At 45.5% G+C, this 20,530-nt stretch carries 15 protein-coding genes and 1 pseudogene; 3 read left to right on the top strand and 13 right to left on the bottom strand.

Annotation, left to right across the window (positions count from 1 at the left end):
- Positions 1–33 precede the first annotated feature (33 nt).
- From ABTV53_RS14030 to ABTV53_RS13995, 8 genes and pseudogenes are all read right to left on the bottom strand, one after another.
- Positions 34–1,287 (bottom strand): ATP-binding protein, encoded by a 1,254-nt coding sequence (locus ABTV53_RS14030; RefSeq protein ID WP_433753760.1) that lies wholly within the window; start codon positions 1,285–1,287, stop codon positions 34–36.
- A complete protein-coding gene (locus ABTV53_RS14025) occupies positions 1,284–1,979 on the bottom strand; it encodes a response regulator transcription factor (protein ID WP_433753758.1) in 696 nt (231 codons plus the stop codon). Before ABTV53_RS14025 ends, ABTV53_RS14030 begins: the two co-directional genes overlap by 4 nt.
- A gap of 425 nt (positions 1,980–2,404) precedes the next feature.
- Positions 2,405–4,132, bottom strand: a complete 1,728-nt coding sequence (gene cydC / locus ABTV53_RS14020; RefSeq protein ID WP_433753757.1) for a thiol reductant ABC exporter subunit CydC — start codon at positions 4,130–4,132, stop codon at positions 2,405–2,407.
- On the bottom strand, positions 4,129–5,877 hold the full coding sequence (gene cydD / locus ABTV53_RS14015; protein ID WP_433754200.1) for a thiol reductant ABC exporter subunit CydD: 1,749 nt from the start codon (positions 5,875–5,877) through the stop codon (positions 4,129–4,131). Before cydD ends, cydC begins: the two co-directional genes overlap by 4 nt.
- Before the next feature lie 59 nt (positions 5,878–5,936).
- Positions 5,937–6,950, bottom strand: coding sequence for a cytochrome d ubiquinol oxidase subunit II (locus ABTV53_RS14010; RefSeq protein WP_433753755.1), 1,014 nt, complete (start codon positions 6,948–6,950; stop codon positions 5,937–5,939).
- Complete coding sequence (locus ABTV53_RS14005) at positions 6,950–8,314, bottom strand: cytochrome ubiquinol oxidase subunit I (RefSeq protein WP_433753753.1); 1,365 nt, start codon at positions 8,312–8,314, stop codon at positions 6,950–6,952. Before ABTV53_RS14005 ends, ABTV53_RS14010 begins: the two co-directional genes overlap by 1 nt.
- A 204-nt stretch (positions 8,315–8,518) precedes the next feature.
- Positions 8,519–9,282 (bottom strand): annotated as a pseudogene (locus tag ABTV53_RS14000) (IS5 family transposase).
- 197 nt (positions 9,283–9,479) lie between these two features.
- Positions 9,480–10,874, bottom strand: a complete 1,395-nt coding sequence (locus tag ABTV53_RS13995) for an MFS transporter (RefSeq protein ID WP_433753751.1) — start codon at positions 10,872–10,874, stop codon at positions 9,480–9,482.
- A 112-nt stretch (positions 10,875–10,986) separates the two neighbouring features.
- On the opposite strand from ABTV53_RS13995, the gene ABTV53_RS13990 reads away from it, so the two are divergent.
- Entirely contained in the window at positions 10,987–11,862 is an 876-nt protein-coding gene (locus ABTV53_RS13990) for a LysR family transcriptional regulator (protein WP_433753749.1), read from the top strand.
- A 199-nt stretch (positions 11,863–12,061) separates the two neighbouring features.
- Here the strand turns inward: ABTV53_RS13990 and ABTV53_RS13985 are convergent, their stop codons facing one another.
- Positions 12,062–12,481 carry a DUF3237 domain-containing protein gene (locus ABTV53_RS13985; protein ID WP_433753747.1) on the bottom strand — a complete coding sequence of 140 codons (420 nt, stop codon included), beginning with the start codon at positions 12,479–12,481 and terminating at the stop codon, positions 12,062–12,064.
- Positions 12,482–12,618: 137 nt separating this feature from the next.
- Between ABTV53_RS13985 and ABTV53_RS13980 the strand changes: the two genes are divergently transcribed.
- Positions 12,619–13,821, top strand: a complete 1,203-nt coding sequence (locus ABTV53_RS13980; protein WP_433753745.1) for an MFS transporter — start codon at positions 12,619–12,621, stop codon at positions 13,819–13,821.
- A complete protein-coding gene (locus ABTV53_RS13975) occupies positions 13,808–14,458 on the top strand; it encodes a TetR/AcrR family transcriptional regulator (RefSeq protein ID WP_433753744.1) in 651 nt (216 codons plus the stop codon). The genes ABTV53_RS13980 and ABTV53_RS13975 overlap by 14 nt, the downstream gene beginning before the upstream one ends.
- Positions 14,459–14,557: 99 nt before the next feature.
- Here ABTV53_RS13975 and ABTV53_RS13970 read toward each other — a convergent pair whose 3' ends face one another.
- The 4 genes from ABTV53_RS13970 to ABTV53_RS13955 all read right to left on the bottom strand — a co-directional run bounded on the left by ABTV53_RS13970 (position 14,558) and on the right by ABTV53_RS13955 (position 20,528).
- Entirely contained in the window at positions 14,558–16,819 is a 2,262-nt protein-coding gene (locus tag ABTV53_RS13970) for a glycoside hydrolase family 3 N-terminal domain-containing protein (protein ID WP_433753742.1), read from the bottom strand.
- 98 nt (positions 16,820–16,917) lie between these two features.
- A complete protein-coding gene (locus tag ABTV53_RS13965; RefSeq protein WP_192131601.1) occupies positions 16,918–17,838 on the bottom strand; it encodes a carbohydrate ABC transporter permease in 921 nt (306 codons plus the stop codon).
- A gap of 16 nt (positions 17,839–17,854) precedes the next feature.
- Positions 17,855–18,796, bottom strand: coding sequence for an ABC transporter permease (locus ABTV53_RS13960; RefSeq protein WP_433754199.1), 942 nt, complete (start codon positions 18,794–18,796; stop codon positions 17,855–17,857).
- A gap of 55 nt (positions 18,797–18,851) precedes the next feature.
- Complete coding sequence (locus tag ABTV53_RS13955; RefSeq protein ID WP_433753740.1) at positions 18,852–20,528, bottom strand: ABC transporter substrate-binding protein; 1,677 nt, start codon at positions 20,526–20,528, stop codon at positions 18,852–18,854.
- Positions 20,529–20,530: the final 2 nt, after the last annotated feature.

Below are 20,530 nucleotides of genomic sequence, written 5' to 3'. Positions count from 1 at the left end.
GAAGAAGAAGCTTACATTTTCGTAAGCTTCTTCTTAAGTCCACTCTTTTTTGAAAAACGAAATTCTGAATGTCGTTCCTTTTTGAAGCACACTCTCCACCGTAATGATCCCGTTTTGTTCCTCAATGATTGATTTGGTCAAAGCCAGACCAACGCCTATACTGTTGGGCTTGTTATGGTTCTTGCCTTTGTAGAATCGCTTGAAAATGTGAGGCATATCATCGGGATGAATACCTTCGCCGTTGTCCTGAATAATGATTGTATCAAACAGTGCGTTTTCCTCCAAATGGATTCGAACCTCCCCTTCTGGCGGGGTGTGTTCCAGTGCATTTTTTATCAAATTCATGACAGCTTCCTTAAGCCATTCTTCATCTGCTTGCACATACGTATTCTCACTTCCGAGGATGATTATGTTTTGCCGTTTCTGGTCTGCTACCGTCCGGAGTGAATAGACAGCGCTCTCCATCATCTCCCTTAGCTGGATCCTCTCTTTTCGAAATCCAATTGCTCCCGCTTCGACTCGTGCCAGCTTGAGCAGACTTATGATGAGCCATTCCATTCGATCAAGCTGCTGCCGACTTCGTTCCAGAAAGGTCTTTCTCATTTCTTCTTTCATCCCGGGATCATTCAGCAGATTTTCATTGAACACAATCAGAGAAGCCAGGGGCGTTTTGAGCTGGTGGGAAATGTCGGATAACAGATTGCGCAGGAAGGTTTTTTCCTGCCGGAGTAACTCCAGGCTGTTGGATAATCTCCCAGCCATTGCATTAAAGCTCCTGCCGAGCGAGCCGAAGTCTCCATCCTCCGTTTCAGGCAGTTTTTGATCGAATTGCTGTTCCACAACCTGCTCCGCCGCATGGGAAATCGTTCTGATTTTTATGAAAAATTTACGATACTCCCACAGAAGTACAATAAGGAGTGGAATCAGGAACATCAGTACTTGAGTCGCTGTTTTCAAGGGTAATGCTCGTCCTGTAAGAGCAGGTTGCTCTTCTAAAGGCATGCCTGTCTGATAACCGTATTGTGCAAGAATGCGTTGCCCCTCTGCGATTTCATCGGCCTGAGCTCCTTGGGTAACAAAGTGAATCACCTCATTCTCCAACTGGGGATCTTTCATCAACAAATGTCCGATTAGGGCGCTATTCTGATTAACTATGGTTGTATTGATGCCATCAACTTGATGCTGCATGTAAAAGAACATCATAAACGACAAAAGAACTTGCAGAGCAAGTACTTTAATGGCGAGGGACTTCCACTCGGGATTTCGCAAAACTTCAATCATTTTCATTTCCCTATAACCTCTACATTCCATTTATATCCGATCCCCCGAACAGTTACGATATACTGTGGTGCTGCAGGAATATCTTCGATTTTCTCTCTTAACCTGCGGATATGGACAGAGAGCGTATTATCATCAATGAAGTCGCCAGAGAGATCCCAGAGATGATTCAGAATTGAACTTCTGCTGCATATCTGCTTTGGATGAGAGATCAACATCAATAGTAGTCGATATTCAAGTGCGGTCAGTGTAACTTCACTATTGTTTTTGAGTACAGTTCCTTCTAAAATACGCACCTGGATGTTATCGGATATCCATAAGCTCACATCTTGTTTTCCCTTGTTGTTACGTCGTAATACGGCCTTGATTCGTGAAATAAGTTCTTTGGTTCGAACAGGCTTGGTTACATAGTCGTCTGCTCCGAGATCAAGCCCAGCGACCACGTTTGCTTCCTCATCCAAAGCCGTCAAAAAGATAATGGGCACTTGCGACGTTACCCGAATCTCACGGCATAGTTGATATCCCGATCCATCAGGCAAAGTGACATCCAACAAAATCAGATCGATCAACTGTGCCTGCAGTGCCTGTCTGGCTTCTACCAAGCTACTCGCCACAACGACCTCATATCCTTCATTGGACAATGTGTATTGAATACCAAACACCAGGTTCTCATCATCTTCTACGAGTAATAAGCGATTCATCGTACACCTCAGCTCATGCTATTTTGAATTTGTATATATTTGATTTTGATTATAGAGTTCCTGCGTCATTATACATCATTTGAGTTTCTACGCTATAACATTATGATTAATGGGATGTTCCATGAACATACTAAAGATAAAAGCCTGCTCCTATGTGGAACAAGCTTTTATCCGTGTCAGTTGTAATATAGCCAAGAAAGATTTTTGTTCACCGTTTAGTATCTCTCTGATTCCTTAAATATCATATAACGATGGACACCATCCATCTCCTTTTTAGACATAAAAAAACTATTATATCAAAACAAACCCCAAGGAGTATATGCACAGCATCCTTTGGGGTTTAGTCAAATTTACATAAATTGATTCTTTGAAATTTTCTTCATTAACGACAACCGACAGCATTGTCTACTCAATAGACTACATTTTCACGCCCCGGCGTCTCCAATCATTTGTCGTTCAATTTGCTTCATTTCATAAAAATAACCTTTTTGCTCCATTAACTCCGAGAAAGAACCTGATTCTACAATCTTGCCTTGGTCCATGACTACAATCCGATCCATCTCTTCCAATCCCGTCAGTCGGTGACAGATCAGGAGAAGTGTATCTTCGGCCGCCTGTGCCAAAAGATGCTGTAATACCCGTTGCTCTGTGACGTAATCCAGAGAAGAAGTCGGTTCGTCCAGCAGCCATAACCGTCCGTTGCGTAACATGGCTCGTGCCAGAGCCAGCCGCTGCTTCTCGCCATCCGACAGGTTCTCCCCTTTTTCATACACCATGTCGGTCAACAACATATTCTGGAGTTGTACTTTATCCAGAACAGCCAGCAGTTGTTCATCTGAATGTTCTTTTCCACTCAGCAGCAGGTTATCCCGAATCGTTCCCCGGAAGAAGTGACTTTGCTGCAACACAACATTCGCCCTTTGCCAAATGCTCTCCTCATTCAGATCCTGCACCGAAACATCGTTTAAACGTACATCACCAGACGTTGGTGTTCGCAGCTTGAGTAGCACATCGATAATCGTTGACTTGCCCGACCCGCTTGGACCAACAATCGCTGTTTTGGAGCCTGCTGCAAGTTGCAGGGAGAGCTCCCTCAGCGCTGGTCTCCATTCCCCTTCATATTGAAAGCTAACACCGGATAGTTCAATCGAAACTGCATGATCGGCTGACATTTCACCGCTTGGCTGTAAAGGTTGCGCATCGGAGGTTGGCACCGTTTCCGCCAGTCGCCGAGCGGAGTGTTCACTGTCCTGCTTATATAGAGGTAATATTGCCATTGCCGCAGCTTCTTCGAACACGGTCTGCGTAGCCAGGATCAGCATGGCTAGGAATACACCCGCAAACACTCCATTCATAATTAAGAAAGCGCTCAGTGCAAGCACACCCCATGTCACGAGATATGTCACAAAAACGTGCATGGATTGCCCTCGCAGCAAGTGCGAAGCGGCTTGTTGCTGTTCTGTTGCCAATGCAGCGGAAGCCTGCTGAAGCTGTTGCTCGCGTTGTTCCAATTGACCGTATACTCTCAGATCCCGGAAACCATACAACACTTCGGTTACTTCCGTGGACAGCAAGGCCCGTTGCTGGCGGACACGTCCGTGTATTTTTCGCTGACCTAATAAGACAATACCTGGTACAACAAATGCTGTGATCAGCATACCTAATACTAACAAGCACGCAATCCAGATTGAAAAGATCGAAGTGAACAGCATGGTAGCCAAAAACACCATAACAACCATGATTGGTGGATAAGCGACACGCAAAAAGTAATTTTGCAAGCTTTCCACATCGCCCACAATGCGTGCAAGCAGATCCCCGCTTCGGTTTTTGTTCAAAATACCCGGGGTTACCGGAATGAGTTTGGCAAAAAAGGACGTCCGCATACGGCTCAACATGGAGAATGTCGCCCTGTGGGAATACAAGCGTTCTGCGTAACGACTCGCCGCTCGAAGAAAACCGAGCAGTTTAACCATCGAGGTAAGCACAATTAAGGTGTATAGCGGAGGCGCAAATACCGTTTGCGAGATCATGTATCCACTCGCGGAAAAGAGTGCTACCCCTGCTATGCCAGCGATAAATCCGCCCAATATCGAAAGCAAGATATCCTTGCGCTCCTGAATCATCGCTTTTGACAGTATCGTCAGCTCATTCATGCTAACCCTCCTTTTCGCCCCACATCCACCATCTCGGCATATTGAGGCAAGCGGACAAGAAGCTCGTTGTGAGGTCCTGAATCCACCAACGCCCCATTGTCCATAAACAAAATCTTGTTCGCATGTTGAATTGTATATAAACGGTGTGCCACCGTAATCATCGTTGCCGTTTTGGCTAATGTCGCAATGGATTGTTGCAGTACCCGCTCCGTGTGCAGATCCAGTCCAACGGTGGGCTCGTCGAACAAAATAACGGCTGGTTTCTTCAGAAAAGCACGTGCCAAGGCAAGTCGCTGTTTTTCCCCACCAGATAGCCCCCGACCACCCTCACCAACAAAGGTATCCAATCCCTGCTCCAATTGAGCGACAACGCCAGCAAGCCCTGCTTCCTCTGCCGACTGCTCTATTTCAGCTCTGGAGACGTTTCGACCCGCGCCAATCGCAATATTTTCGGCAAAGGTACCTGCAAAAATATACGGATGCTGTGTAATGTAGCTAACATGCTTGAACCATTCAGTTTCATCATGTTGCGAAAGCTCGCTTCCGTTAACCAGAACCGCTCCGGAATCTGGTTTCAGCAAACCGGCTATGAGGTGAAGCAGCGTGGTTTTACCTGAGCCACTTTTGCCTACAATAGCGATCTGTTCTCCCGGTCCAATCGAGATCTGTCCTGTCTCAAGTCCAAAGGAATCCGATGCGTACTGGAACCGGACATGCTCCAGTTCAATGGTTGGTGGCATTGAAATCAACTCAGCACGAGCTTTACGGAGTTCTTCTGCATGTGCTGTTACATCGACATCGGTTAATTCGCTTTGATCGGACCCTTCTTTAAGCATCTCTTCCACTTTACGAATCGCCCCCATGCTGGTTCGCCCGCTGTGAAAAGCCGTTCCCATATTCTTCAACAGGCTGTAAAACTCAGGGACGAGCAACAACACAAGAAAGGCTGTGTGGAAGCTCATCGATTTGAACACGAGTAACTGAATAGCCAATTCGAGCGCGACAATACCGATGCTTAACATTACGATCGATTCCAGCATAAACGTATTTGTAAATGCAATCTTCAAAATGCCCATGGTGGCATCACGATACCCCAGACTGCTGCGTTCAATCTCCTGCTGCTGACGTTTAGCCCGTCCGAATATTTTCAACGTAACCAGCCCTTGAAGCGAATCCAGAAATGTACCGGAAAACTCGGCCAGCTGCGCGTATTTCTCCTCGGATTTGTTCTTTGTCTTGAGTCCCACCAAAATCATGAAGAGTGGGATAAACGGTGCTGTAAACAGCATAATGTAGCCTGTGTTGGTGTGCTGCGTAAACGTAACAATCAGAATCAGTATCGGGATCATCGCAGCTTCCATCATACGCGGCATATACTGACTGAAATAACTGTCGGCTTCATCCACAGCATCCAGAGCAATGCTGACCTTTCCTCCCGTCTGTCCACGAAGGGTTGAAGACATGGAAGCGCGGGTCAGATGCTGCAACACCGATGATCGCATATTTGTCTTGGCACGGGCTGCCATATGCAAGCCCACTTTCCCGTTGCCATACGTTAACAGTGTGCGCACAGCCATAACAGCCAGCAATAGTCCAAGCAACAGCATCACTGATGAGAAGGAAGCTCCTTCTACAAAGATTCGCTGCACTGCTTCGGCCACCAATGTGGCCTGGCTCACAATAGCTACACCCAGTGCCAGCGAGATGATCGCAAGGAGAAGCCTGTTTTTTCGTTGTAAAGACATTTGCTGCGAGATCAGATTCGATTTGGATTTTGCTTTCCTCTTCACAGAACGCTCCTCCTTTATTTTTTCCCTTTCACATAATCCGCATCAAACAGGAACAGTTTGAAGACCAGAATAAGAGATGGAATTAACAGGCATAGACCACCGATAAACACAACGACGAGTGCGAACCCCATCGCTGGTGGTGTGGCGCTGCTCTGAATGGTGATGAATGGATCAAGAATATAAGGATATTGTCCAATCCCGTATGCAAAAAAGGCTGTGAAAAATTGCAGCATGATGCAAATAAATGCTAATCCGTAACGGCGTCCGTTGTATAACAGCCACATGGCAATCATGAAAAATGCAACGGAAAGCGCCAGCAACCACCATAAATCCATCATATTTTGAAAATGACGTTCATTGTGTTGACCCAGATATATAAATGCAGTCAGCGCGAGAATGATGGTCGGTGTACTCCAGAACAAAGCATAGTTCCGCATCAGCTTCAATGCCGAATGATCCTCTGCCCGAGAAGCGTAAAATGTGAGAAATGATCCGCTAATGAACAATACGGATACGATGGCGAGTCCAACGATGCTCCATGATAACGGATTGGTAAACAGAGCCCAATAATCTAGAGAAACCGTATCCCCCTGCTTCAAAATAAAGCCACCTTCAGACAATGTCAGTGCCACTGACAACGACGCCGGAATAAGTAACCCTGTAGCTCCGTATAAAAACAAATATACGATGTTATTTTTGGAGCCATAATTCTCGAAAGCATAGAACGACCCACGAATAGCGAGTAGAATGACGGCAATACTTCCCGGAACAAGCAGTGCGGAACCATAATAGTAGGCCGTATCTGGAAAGAATCCAACGATGCCAATGTAGAAAAAGACAAAAAATACGTTGGTGATCTCCCAGACGGGTGATAGATAACGGGAGATTAGACGATTAATCAGGTGATCCTGCTTTGTCAGGCATGCATAAAAGGCGAAGAAACCTGCTCCAAAATCAATGGAAGCTACAATAAGATAGCCGTACAAGAACAGCCAGAGTACGGATATACCAATCAATTCATAACTCATCAGGCCTGATCCCCTTTCTTGGCTGATTGATCATGCTTCTCCTTCAACCATTTCTCCATCTCAAGCTCAGCAGGATTGTTATTGAACAACCGTCTCAACACGAGGACACAGATGACGCCCAGCACGATGTACAGAAGCAAGAAGACGAAAAATAAAATTCTTACACTCGGTGAAGAAGTAGCGGCTTCTTCTACGCGCATATAACCTCGGATGATCCAGGGCTGCCTCCCCACTTCTGCATAGAACCAACCCATCTCAACGGCCAGAAATGCAAGCGGTGCACTGAGTGCAACCATACGAAGCATCCACTTGTTAAATGGATTTCGTTTCTTCCAGAATACAAACAGGAAGTAAAGACTTGATATAGCAAGCAAAGCGAATCCGATTCCAGCCATCAGATCAAACAAGTAATGCACAAGTAACGGTGGGTGCTCATCGGGTGGAAATTCATTCAGCCCGGTTACCTCGGCGTTAAAGTCTCCAAAAGCAAGAAAACTGAGAACTTTCGGCAAATGAAGAGCGCCTATAATTTCGTGTTCTGCATTCAGCCATCCCAACAAAATTAAATCCGCACCGCTTTCCGTCTCGAAATGCCATTCGGCAGCTGCGAGTTTCTCCGGCTGATGCTCAGCCAAAAACTTGGCAGATACATCCCCGGCTAGGGAATTTAATAAACTGAATACCAGAACAACTGCCATCATCAGGTTTAAGCCTTTCTTGTGATAGGCCGACACTCCTTTTCTCAGCATCGCAAAGGCTGCAATTCCTGCTAACAGCGCAGCTCCTGTCAGATAGGCCGAGTTTAATACATGGAATACCTTGGAGAACGTCGCCGTATTCAGCATTGCTTGTACAGGATTCACTGCCAAGAATTGACCTGCTTCCATAACAAAGCCTTCAGGCTGGTTCATGAATCCATTTACTGTCGTGATAAAAACAGCAGACATGCCTGCCCCGGCGACAATCGGAATGGTCAGCAACCAGTGGATATACGGATTTTTGAACCGATCCCACGTGTACAGATAAATGCCCAGGAATATCGCTTCAAAAAAGAATGCGAATACTTCCATAAATAGTGGCAATGCAATGACATTCCCGGCCAGCTTCATAAAATTCGGCCATACCAGGGCCAACTGCAGCGATATCGCTGTGCCTGTCACGACACCCACCGCCACAGAAATGACAAACCCTCTCGACCACCTCTTCGCCATAAGTATGTAATGGTGATCTTTCTTCCGAATACCGATAAACTCTGCGATAGCAATCATCAAAGGTACACCGACACCAAGCGTTGCAAAGATCACGTGGAATCCCAGCGTCAAACCAGTCACTAACCTGCTCCATAACACCGTATCAATAGCCATTCTTTGTGTTGCCTCCTTTCAAACTCTGTTCAATTTAGAAACATTCAATATCAGCTTCGGCCAAACTTAGTGCGAAGTTGCGAAAAAATTCACAAAGTTAGATATGACGATATCTTGTCACACCTTGATGCACTTAAAGTACTAACCAAGCCTATTAATCAAAATTATTATATCTTTATTTTTTACTAGGGCGTGTCTTCAAACTCAGGCAAGCCACACCATAATGGATGCCAGAGTCAAAAAAGCCTTAAATGTACACGCTAATTTATCGTAGCGAGTCGCGAGACGACGATAGTTTTTCACTTTATTAAAGAAGCATTCAACTAAATGACGTTCTCTGTAAATATCTCGATCATAAGGCTGAATCTTTCGGCGATTCTTCTTGCTTGGAATGACTGAAATAGCCTGTTGCTCGTCCAAAAGCGCTCTGATCGCATTCGTATCATACGCTCGATCGGCCAATACCTGTTTCATTGTCAGTTTCATCGTTTGCAGAAGATCATAGCCTTGGACAGAGTCATGAGCTTCACCACCCGTTAATTCGAAACAAAGTGGATTTCCGAGCGCATCGACTACAACATGGATTTTGGTGCTTAGTCCACCGCGGGAACGTCCGATCGCTTGCTTGCTTTGCCCCCTTTTGCGCCCGATCCATGCTGATGAACGCGCACAATCGTGGCATCAATCATAACGCTTTCGTCATCCACTTCCAGGGAGACACACTTCAGCACGTCATCCCAAATCCCTGCTTTCTGCCAACGTCGAAAGCGAGTGTAGACGGATTTCCAATGAGGAAAGTAGTCAGGTAGATCACGCCAAGGGGCACCTGAACGTGCAACCCAAAGCATCGCATTTAGCATGATTCGGTTATCTATTGCGGGACGTCCTCCTTGTGGTTTTCGTTCAGGTGGAAACAGATCTTGGACTCGCTGCCATTGTGTCTCTTTTATTTCGTATCTTATATTCATCTAATATATTAACCCATGTATTACCATTTAAACGATTTGAAGACACGCCCTAATACAATCCATGACACGTGTTCTACCCTAAACGTTCAAGAAAGGATCAACTCTTTCTGACAACTTGGTGAAAAACAAAAAAAACACCCAATGGAGCTATTGATTCATTGGGTGTAAACGTGTTATTGCACGGCCGATTCGCTAATTTACTTGCTTACTTGCTCCGGACTCACCGCACCTGCCTCGCGTCGTGCACTCATGATGATCAGTGATGCAGCTAATAACGTAAGAATGATTCCAAGCGTCTGAAATCCTGTCACATTGAATGTATCTCTCATAACAATTCCAATCAATAACGACGATAAGATGGTCCCCAGGTAGCGTGAGGTATTAAAAATGCCGGATGCGACTCCAATCATTTCTTTGGGTGTGCTTTTGAACAGAGCTGCTTGCATGCCAACCGCGTTTAAGCCATTACTTATTCCAAATAAAGCTAAGGCAACAATGACAATGAAGATTGGAGAAGTTTCATTCATAACAACGATCAATATAGAGCCAAAAGTCATTAACGAAGCCGATATGATCAGAGCTGGCCGTGATCCGGATCTGTCAATCCAGCGCCCTGCGATCGGAGCAATAATGACTGAACATAACCCCAAAGCTAACATGCTTATTCCTGTATGAACCTCGTTGAGATGCCTTATCTGCTTCAAATACGTAGGAACTCCAAAAAAAAGTGCGTAAAACAGGATGTTCACCAGCATGTATTGCACATTCACCCAAGTCATCCCGGGATATGTGGCAAACGTTCGCAGAGGGATGAAAGGCGTGGCTGCTTTCAATTCATGTCGGATGAACATGACGAGTGCGATTAACCCGATCCCTCCTGTCAGCAGATGCCATGTTGAAATATGTCCTGTGGAATTTACTGAAAGCAAACCAATGAGCAGAGTCACCAATGCTACCGTAAACATCAGGATTCCTGGTGCATCAATTAACGCAAGCCATTGCCGAATGGACATGTGACTAGAGATCGATGGAGATTGCTCGTCCTTCGGAATTGTTTTCCATGCGAACCAGAAGCTTGCCATGACCAACGGAATATTAACGAAAAATATGCTGTGCCAGTCCCACCAATGAATCAATACTCCACCAATAAAAGGTCCAATTGCAGCTGCTCCAGAAAGGAATATAGCCAAGGTGGACAAGGCGGATGCTTGTTTTTCAGTCACGTTAATTCTGACAATCGCCATTCCGACGGCCACCATCATGCTTGTGCCAATCGATTGAATGATCCGAAATACGATGAGCCACGAAAAACTGGGAGACCATGGAGCTAGCATGGATGATACAAAAACAATAACAAGACCCATGAGGAAGATCTTTTTGCGGCCAAACAAATCACTACACTTGCCCATGACGGGTTGAGCGACAGCACTGGCAATGTAAAATGATAAAATAATCCACGAAACGGCTGTATAATTAAGTTGATACACTTGTTGTAGCCTGGAGATTGCCACAGAAATCATGGAGGAGTTCAACGGATTCAACATAATTCCAAGTCCAACAGCTAACATCAATATTTTATTTTGAACGTTCATCGGTGCATCACCCCTTCTTCTTCTGCTGTCATCTTACTTGAACTTATTCATTTATTCCAACGCATTATATGTTATGATTTGATGAACTATAAGGAATGAAGGAATGGTGCCAATGGAGCTTCTTCAACTAAAATATTTCCTGACGGTGGCCCGATGCGAACATGTTACGGAAGCTGCCGGAATGCTGCATGTCACGCAATCCTCCCTGAGCAAAACGATACAACGATTAGAGGAGGACCTGGGAGTCCCTTTATTTGATCGAATCGGGAGAAAGCTGCGACTAAACGACTTTGGAAGAACATTTCTTCAGCGAACGGAAAAAGCCTTATTTGAATTGGAGCAGGGACAGCGGGAAATTGGTGACCTTTCCAATCCGGATCAGGGTACACTGCAATTGGCGGTGACTACGGCAAGCACTTTGCCAGGTATACTACGGGAATTCCGAAAAAATAAACCGGACATTCAGTTCCATGTGCAAATGGTTTCGTTAGAAAACATGTCCAGGCTTCTGCATCGGGGCGAGGTGGACTTTTGTCTCTCCTCCCCTCCGATTCAAGGTGACGACATCGAATGTCAGATACTGTATGATGATCCGATCGTAGTTGCTGTTCCTATGAGTCATCGATATGCAGATCGAAGTAGCATTCAATTAGCTGAGCTAAAGGACGAGTGGTTTGTTGGAGTAAAGAAAGGCTTTGGTGTTCGTGATATGGTAGATTCCACTTGTCAATCCGTTGGTTTCCTACCAAAGTATGTATATGAAGGTGATGAACCTGCAAGATTAACCGCCCTTGTTGAAGCGGAGATCGGTCTTGCGTTTATACCCAGCACAGCCAGAAACCCGCATGAACGTATTAGATACCTGCAGGTAGAAGAGCACAGACTCGTTCGCGAAATCGCTTTACTTTCACACAAAAACAGGTATATTTCAAAAGCAGCTTTGGAGTTTCGTAGCGTGGTTATTGACTATTTCAGTGCTATGACTTGAGGGAAAAATTCGATCCAAGCTGTTCCAGATTCATTCAAAATGTAAAAAAAGAAAGCAGCTCCATGGAGAGGAGTTGCTTTCTTCATCCAACCAAATAGAACTTCTTCTGTAAAAGCATAATACTGGGTTCCTATTTTTTTGATGATCACATTCAATTAGCTACTCTTGCCCTGCAGTATAAAGGGGATGTTGTCCCGTATCACAGCGCCCTATATATTTTTATATCTACGCCTGACTCGGTTGAATGACCTTCTCCAACTAACGTTTCACTGTTCAAAAAAGATAAAGCCTTGCTATCCGTAATCATTTTGGGGGAAGTGCGAAATAAAGCAGTTTGCAGCGTTTTATCGATGTTTCCGTTGTTTTCGATATAGATTTTGCAGGTATGCCCTGTGTAGTCCTTGCCTTGGATCATGTATCTTGCCGATAGCGTACGCGGACCACCATTCTTCCCGATGATCTGCGTATCGACTCCTCCACCCAGCACAATTCCCTCAAAGTACTTTCCGGTTACGCTGCCTGTGAAAGTAATCATAACCACCGAATTATCTTCGCTATTTTGCAATTCGAATGATTTCTCAATGTTTACATGTACCGTAAACAATTCTTCTAGTTTCACGTGTTCCCACCTCCATATGAATTCAATTATAACTCTACTCATTAAAAAAAGAATTTACATATTTCCTTCAAATCATTTAAAATGATTTACACAATGTAAAGGTTAACAATATGTAAATGAAGGGATTAATGACGCACATGAGTACATTACCAAAATCAGTTCGCTTTCCATTGTTCATTCTGATGTTAAATCTGTTTATCGCTTTATTGGGGCAAGGCATGCTTATTCCCATATTGCCGGAGTATTTGAAGCTTTTTCATGCGGGAGGCACTGTCGCAGGATGTCTGGTAGCGGCCTTTGGTGCGGCTCAATTCTTCTTTTCACCTCTGGGAGGACAATTGTCTGATCGTTTTGGACGCAAAAAGTTGATCATGGCCGGCATGTTTCTTTCCATTGTCTCGGATGTGATCTTTGCACTTTCAACCGCCCTGCCCCTCTTGTATGTTGCACGAATTATCGGTGGAATCAGTCTCGGTTTAATGGTTCCTGCGAACCTTGCTTATGTCACTGATATTACAACGCCTGAGACTCGCGCGAAAGGCATGGGTTATTTCGGCGCAGCAATGAATTTGGGAATGGTTCTCGGACCTGGTCTGGGTGGTCTCATCGCCGAGATGGGTATTCGCATGCCCTATTTCTGTGCGGCTGGTCTGGGACTGATTGCGGCATTAATGACGCTACTACTGCCTGAGACACTTCCCCCGGAAAAAAGAACCGTCTCCATCCGACTTCAAAAGGGAGATCACCTGGGTAAGAAAATTTGGAGTTCATTTAAAGTTCCCTATTTTAAATACTTGATTGTGCTGCTCGTTATGACCTTTGGCCTCATGAGTTATGAGACGGTATTCGCTCTTTTTGCAGAGCAAAAATACGGATTCAACGCTGCAACAATCTCCATCATTATTACCTTGGGCGCCATTATCGGTATCGTTGTGCAGATCTGGCTTTTGGATTGGTTCGTACAGAGAATTGGTGAAGTTAAACTGATCCGTCTCTCCTTAATAATCACACCCATAGCTTTATTGTTAATGTTAATTAAGGTCAACCTTGTCTTTCTGTTATTCGCTTCAGCGTTATTCTTTGCCTTTAATTCATGTTTGCGACCTTCGGTCAGCACGTTAATATCCAAAAATGCAGGAGATCGGCAAGGCTATGCATCGGGTCTGAATACGACATTTTCCAGTCTCGGAACGGTCATTGGCCCGCTGATTGCAGGACTATTGTTTGACAAAAACATAAACTTCCCGTATATTTTTGGTGCAATTATGCTGCTCGCTTCTCTCGGACTTACCTTGAACGCATTTCGTTCAAAGAAAGGACAACGGTATGCAAGTGAATGAAACCTGGCATCAACAATTGGGAAATAAACATCGTGATGATTTGATCGCAGCAGGTAAGGAGCTTTTTTTGAAATATGGACTGCTCCAAGTGAAGATTAAGGATGTATGTACCAAAGCTGAACTTAGTAGAGTCACCTTTTATAAACATTTTCAGTCTATGGATGAGCTTCTTCTGGCCATTCAGATGCAACTAATTGAACATTTAACGGATGAGGTTAGCCGTGCATCGATGAAGGACATAAACGGGCGAGAACAACTGAGGGTTATGTTGAATGCATGGGTTGTCTATGCCCAGGATCATCCAGACTACATCCGGTTTATTCAATTATTTGATATCAACTATGAGATGTATGATTTCAGTCCTGAATTAAGAGAAGTGTATGATACGTTCAACCAGAAAGGGAAGGAAAAGCATTTCCTGATGGGCGCTTTATCCCAAGGCATTGTTGACGGCAGTATTAAGAATCCGTCCCCTCCGCTGGATCTGGCTCTCTTTATCTTCACAACGATGATGGGCATGCTCCAGCGCATGGTAACGATTCGTGCTGCTCAGTATCATTCATTGGATATGCGGATGACGGAGCAATTCGTGAAGATGCTACTCCAATTTGTTTGTAGCGAAGAACTACCCGAGTGAGGCATGGTAGATGGATCGGTGTAATCAACGTTTAGTTTAAAACAAAAAAGCGGATTCCGTATGCTGGAATCCGTCTTTTTGTCTTCATTTAAGGATGCCTTAATCCGTTTGTACGGGCAACTGTCCTTCAGCTTGCAGTTGTCCAAGTAAAACTTTGATCCCGGCAGACGTATTCGGCTCCTGCTTTCCATACACAGCAAGCCCTGAGCGCACGTTCTGCAAATGGATCATCTCGTAAGGGTTACCAAGTGACATCAACGTGTAACGCTGATTACTCTTGTTCAGCGCATGAATCAAGGTTTGATAATTGCTCCAACCGAATTGGCTCGCTACATTGCGGAATTGGTAAGAAGCAAGAATAACGTAATCGGCCTTGCCCATTGCCTGAAGCGTTTCATTTATTTTTCCTTGTCCAACAATCAAAATTTCAGTCTTTAATGACAGTTTATTAGCGGATTGCAACAGTTGTTTTTCAAGCTGTTTCGCCTGTTCCTGCTCGGCTGCGACAATAACAACCCGGTCGCCTTGCTGAATTTGATCCGGAAGCCTACCTTCGCGGCTGCTGAGGACGGTGACCGCTCGCTCTGCGATTGTCTGCTCCACCGCTCGGTGCTCCTTCGAGCCGATGATACCGTTGAGTTGAGTTAGCTTTTGCGCAAGAGTCTGGCTGCGTTCAAACAAACCATATTTCGCTTTTATCTCCAGGATTCGTTTCACAGATGCGTGTATGGTTTCATCCTTGATTGTTCCATTGTTCACCGCATTCACCAGCGTTCGATGAGCAGCGGCTGAATCTTTTGGCATAAGGATGATATCAACACCTGCGGAAACGGCGCGTTCTACCGATTGATTTTCCCCAAAATGCTCCGCAATGGCATTCATGGTGAAAGCATCGGAAATGATGAGACCTTTATATCCCAGTTCTTCGCGAAGAAGTCCTGTCAGTACTTTTTTCGATAAGGTAGCTGGAATCGGCACACGTTCACCGTCTTTGAGCGAAGTGACATGTTCGTTATCGATGGCGGGAAAAGCGATATGCGCAGTCATAATCATATCTACCCCGTTTTCAATCGCAGCCCGAAACGGTTTTAATTCTACCGCATCAAGCCGCTCGCGATTATGGGTTAGTACCGGCATTCCGAGATGGGAGTCTACCTGCGTATCCCCGTGCCCCGGAAAATGCTTCACTGCTGCCATCACCCCGGATTGCTGTAAGCCCTGTATGGTTGCAAGACCAAGCCGCGTTACCATATCCGCATCCGATCCAAACGACCGTATCCCAATGATGGGGTTATCTGGATTGCTGTTGATGTCCAGCACAGGCGCAAAATTGATCTGCAGTCCCAGTGCCTTCAGCTCTTCCCCTGTCAACTGACCAGCAGCTTCGGCTAGCGTTGCATCTCCAGTTGCACCAAGCGCCATCTGACCCGGCAGGTTCGTTCCGCCTGGTATTCGCTTAATCACTCCTCCTTCTTGGTCGATGCCAAGAAATAGAGGGATGTCACCTGCTTCTCTTTGCATATCATATGTGAACGTTGTAAGCTGCCTCGCGTCAACAATATTTTTGTCAAAAAGAATAAGTCCGCCCAAGTCTTGATCGTGGATACTGCGTTTCAATCCCTCATTAACAGTCGTCGTTGCTTTACCATTCCATTGCCTAATATCGGGCATAAGCATCTGACCCACTTGCTCGCTTACCGTCATATAAGATATCAGCTTATCCCAATCTTGCGCCCGAATGGCCGCTTCGCGTTCGAAGCGAATCACTCTCGCCATGAATACGGCATATTCAGCACGCGTGACAGCTTGATTCGGACGGAAAGTGGCATCCGAATAACCGCCGACCAAGCCGTTTGAACTCATAATAAGAATAGGTGCTGCAGCCCAATGCTTGTCCGTATCGGTCCATTTTGCGGAATGCTTACCTTCCGCGAGTGAATATGCCCGTGTAAGGAAGGCCGCAGTCTCTGCGCGGCTAAGCGGTGCGTCCGGTCGGAAGGTTCCGTTAGGGAAACCGCTCGCAAGTCCATTTTTAGCAGCTATCATAATTTCTCGATGGAAAGGATGTGTCGTTGGAACATCCGAATAGGTTGTGCCTTCCACTGCTTTTTGAAGCTGATCTGGATAAAGCTCCCGCACCATAAAAGTGACGGCTTGTGCCCTTGTCACAAGTACCCCAGGCTTGAAGATCCCATTGCCGTATCCAGCTACTGTTCCGCGTTTCGCCATATACGTGATGCCATCCTCTGCCCACTTCGAATGTTTGAGATCAACAAACGTTTCTTCCGCAGCTGCCGTTCCCACTCCAATAAGCATAGAGCCAAGAACGGCACCAATCATCGTCATCCATTTTACATGCATTGGTTTCACTCCTGTTGTATTCTATGGATGAATAGACGCTAATACGGTATCGTTTGTTGCGTTTTCACAGATTCAATGAAGTTATATACAGTTCATGACTATCCCTTCACGCCGCCAATCGTCATACCCTGTACAAAGTATTTCTGTAAGAACGGATACACCATCAGAATGGGAACACTTGCGATAATGGTCATGGTCGCTCGAATCGAGGTTGGTGTGACCGCTGTTGCATTACTTTCGGCAGATTGATAAGCATCACTTGCGGATGAAGTCGCTGAGGTCGTTGAAGTTTGCAGAATCTTCATCAATTCGTATTGCAATGTACTTAATTCCTTATTGGATGAGTTGTACAGAAATACATCAAACCAGGAATTCCATTGCCCCACCGCTACAAAGAGCGATACGGTTGCCATTGCGGGAATCGTTAGCGGCAGGACAACGCGGATAAATGTCGTGAACTCCCCTGCCCCGTCAATACGGGCTGACTCCAGAATGCCTTCAGGAAGACCTTCAATAAAGGAACGGATGACTATCATATTAAATACACCGATTACACCCGGAATGATATATACCCAGAAGGAACCGATCAATCCAAGGTCTCGAATCAGCAGATAGCCGGGGATTAACCCCCCGCTGAAGTACATGGTGAATACAAAAAACATCGTAACAAACTTGCGAAGCACAAATTCCTGACGACTAACCGTATACGCAAGCATGGCTGTACAGAAGACAGAGACCACGGTTCCAATGACCGTACGCAGGGCGGATATCAGAGTGGCGTGATAGATATCGGATTCGCCAAAAATGTATTTGTAATTGTCCAGTGTCCATACACGGGGCCATAGATATATTCCACCCCGAATGGCATCGTTCGCATTATTGAAGGATACGGCAATCATATTAACAAAGGGATAGATCGTCACAATCATTAGACATACCATGAAGATTATATTAATGGTGTCAAACGCTCGATCCCCGGTGCTGCTATTCCGCAAGCGGGATGTGTTTCCTTTTCGCATAGCATAGGCCTCCTCTTTAGAATAGTCTGCTCTCTCCCATTTTTTTCGCTATATAGTTCGCGGAGAAAAGGAAGATGAAGCTGACCACAGTTTTGAATATGCCTGCTGCTGTACCCAAGGAAAAGTTCCCCATCCCTAATCCATATTTCAGCACAAAGATGTCCAGATTCTCCGAATAGTCCATATTCATCCCGTTACCCAGCAGATATTGTGGTTCAAATCCGGATTCCAGAATACTTCCCATGTTCATGATCAACAAGATCACAATAACCGGTTTCAAGCCAGGCAGCGTGATATATAACATCCGTTTGAAGCGACTGGCTCCATCAATCTCGGCAGCCTCATATTGCGCCGGATCAATCGCTGTAATTGCTGCCAGATAGATAATGGTGTTCCAGCCGACATCTTTCCACACCTCAGTTGCCCCCAGAATACCCCAGAAGTATTCCCCTTTCCCCATCCATAGTACCGGACTATCAATCAGGTGAATTTTCATCAGCAACAGATTGATAATTCCGTCTGGTGACAGGACGGTTAATACAATGCTGGATGCAACAACCCACGAGATAAAGTGAGGCAGATAACTGACGGTTTGCACAAAACGTTTAAATATGACATTTTTCAGTTCATTCAACAAAAGAGCCAATGTAATTGCAGTCACAAAACCCAATACCAGTTTAATGGAACTCATGACGAGCGTATTTCGCAGCACCCGGTAGAAGGTATTGTCTTCAAATAACGTACTAAAATGCTGCCAGCCTACCCACTGCTGATCCGAGAAAGACCTCGCCGGTTTGAAATTCTGGAAAGCCATGGTCCATCCCCATAGCGGCAGGTACTTGAAGATAAAAGCCCAGATGACAAAAGGAATACACATCCAGGCAAGCGTTCGTTGCTGCACAAGTCGCTTGAAGAACGAGTGTGCTCTGGTTCCCTTCGGATTCGGCGCTTGTGGCATCGAGTTAAGGGAGACATTCGGTTTCTCCACGGTGAACCTGCTCCTTCCTATGCTATTACCATTTTCCTGCTACACGATCCTTCACAACTTTGGTAATGGTCGCTTCATAACCAGCTTTGTCCAATTTGTTCAATTCAGCCATGTAGGCATCCCACAGCTTATCAAAATTCGAGGGTGCTCCCAAGATCATTTCCGGCAAGTATTTGCGTTGCAAATCATCCGATTTGGTCGTGAAGATCTGTTCAGGTGATCCTTGCTCCAATGCGATGGACCAAGCCGGGAACCAAGGCCGCTCTTCCGGTTTGTTAAATAATTCACTAAAGGTTTGGATACCGTAGGCTTCAAGGAATTTCTTGTCTCCCTCGGTGTAAGATGCAGCGGCCACTTCCGGCTGGTTGCCAGGGCTATAAGCGTTACCATCGGTTAGTGTAGATTCACCACCATATTTCGGCCAGTCTGTGCCAAAGTAGGTGAACCCGAATTTACGGCTGAGCTCCAGATCATCATGAGCCTTGCGTTGATCTTCATTTGCATAATAAAATCGGCCATTTTCATCCACACTGTACGTCTCGTCCTTGATGCCCCATTGCACCAGAACCTGATTCTCTTCCTTCAGCAAATTATCAAAATATTTGATGATACGAACAGGGTCTTTGGCATTCACCGAGATCCCTGTTGCGTAGTTGTTGACGAAGCCGGGCGGATCCACATACTGATCCTTGATTCCTTCATCAAATACAATCGGAAGTGGAGCGTAGCGCTTCTCATCAATGCCTGCCGAGAGCAGGTTTTTCGACGCGTCTCCAATTTGCCAGCCATAATTGAAGTATCCTAAGACACGACCCGAAGTCAGCTTGGCCAAATACTGATCTTTGTTCATCGTAAAGGATTCCGGATCAAGCATGCCTTGCGCATTGATCTCATTTAACTTCTGAATCCATTTTTTCTGAGCATCTGTTCCGGCCACGACTTTCGCTTCATGGGTAGTCATGTCCACCATGACACTGCCATCGTTCGGATAACCGGCGAGATGCATCGCTGGATTTTGCAAGGTGAAGAAGTTATTGGCCACACCCGCAAGTGACACAAATCCGATCGTCTCTGCACCATCAACCGTTGGATATTTTTCCTTGTAATCCTGAATCAGGTCAAAATATTCATCCAGTGTAGTGATCTTGGGGTAGTTAAACTCTTTGAGCACAGAACGCTGAATCCAGAAAGCGCCGCCGCCCACATTGGGGCTACCTGAATATTCACCCTGATTAGCCGTATACGGCAGAGCATAGATTTTTCCGTCTTCTGCATTTTTCATTTTATCGAAGTATGGTCCGTATACCCTTTTGATATTAGGGCCGTATTCCTCAATCAGATCATCCAGCGGAATATAGGCCCCCGCATCCAGTAACTTGGACATCTCACCACTGGAGCTAATGACATCTGGATAGTCTCCACTGGCAATCATGACACCGGCTTTTGTAGCACTATCACCTACCAGATATTCCAGCTTCCAGTCCACACCTGTTTGTTCTTGCAACACTTTACCGATTGTTGTTTCGCTTGCCAGAGTATCCTTCTTGCCTGGAGAGAACATGTAATACGAGAACGTGACTGGACTGTCTTCCTCATCACCTGTGGCTGAGGGTGATGATGACGAATCGTTCTGGCTGCAGCCAGCCAGCAAAACGGTCAGTAATACAGCTAAACTTGCTGTTCTAAATTTCGCTTTTAACATGT

It is taken from the genome of Paenibacillus amylolyticus (assembly GCF_050990605.1).
Lineage (GTDB): Bacteria > Bacillota > Bacilli > Paenibacillales > Paenibacillaceae > Paenibacillus > Paenibacillus amylolyticus_H.
The sequence above is the reverse complement of the archived record's forward strand: the minus strand, read 5'-3'. Positions and strand labels throughout refer to the sequence as shown.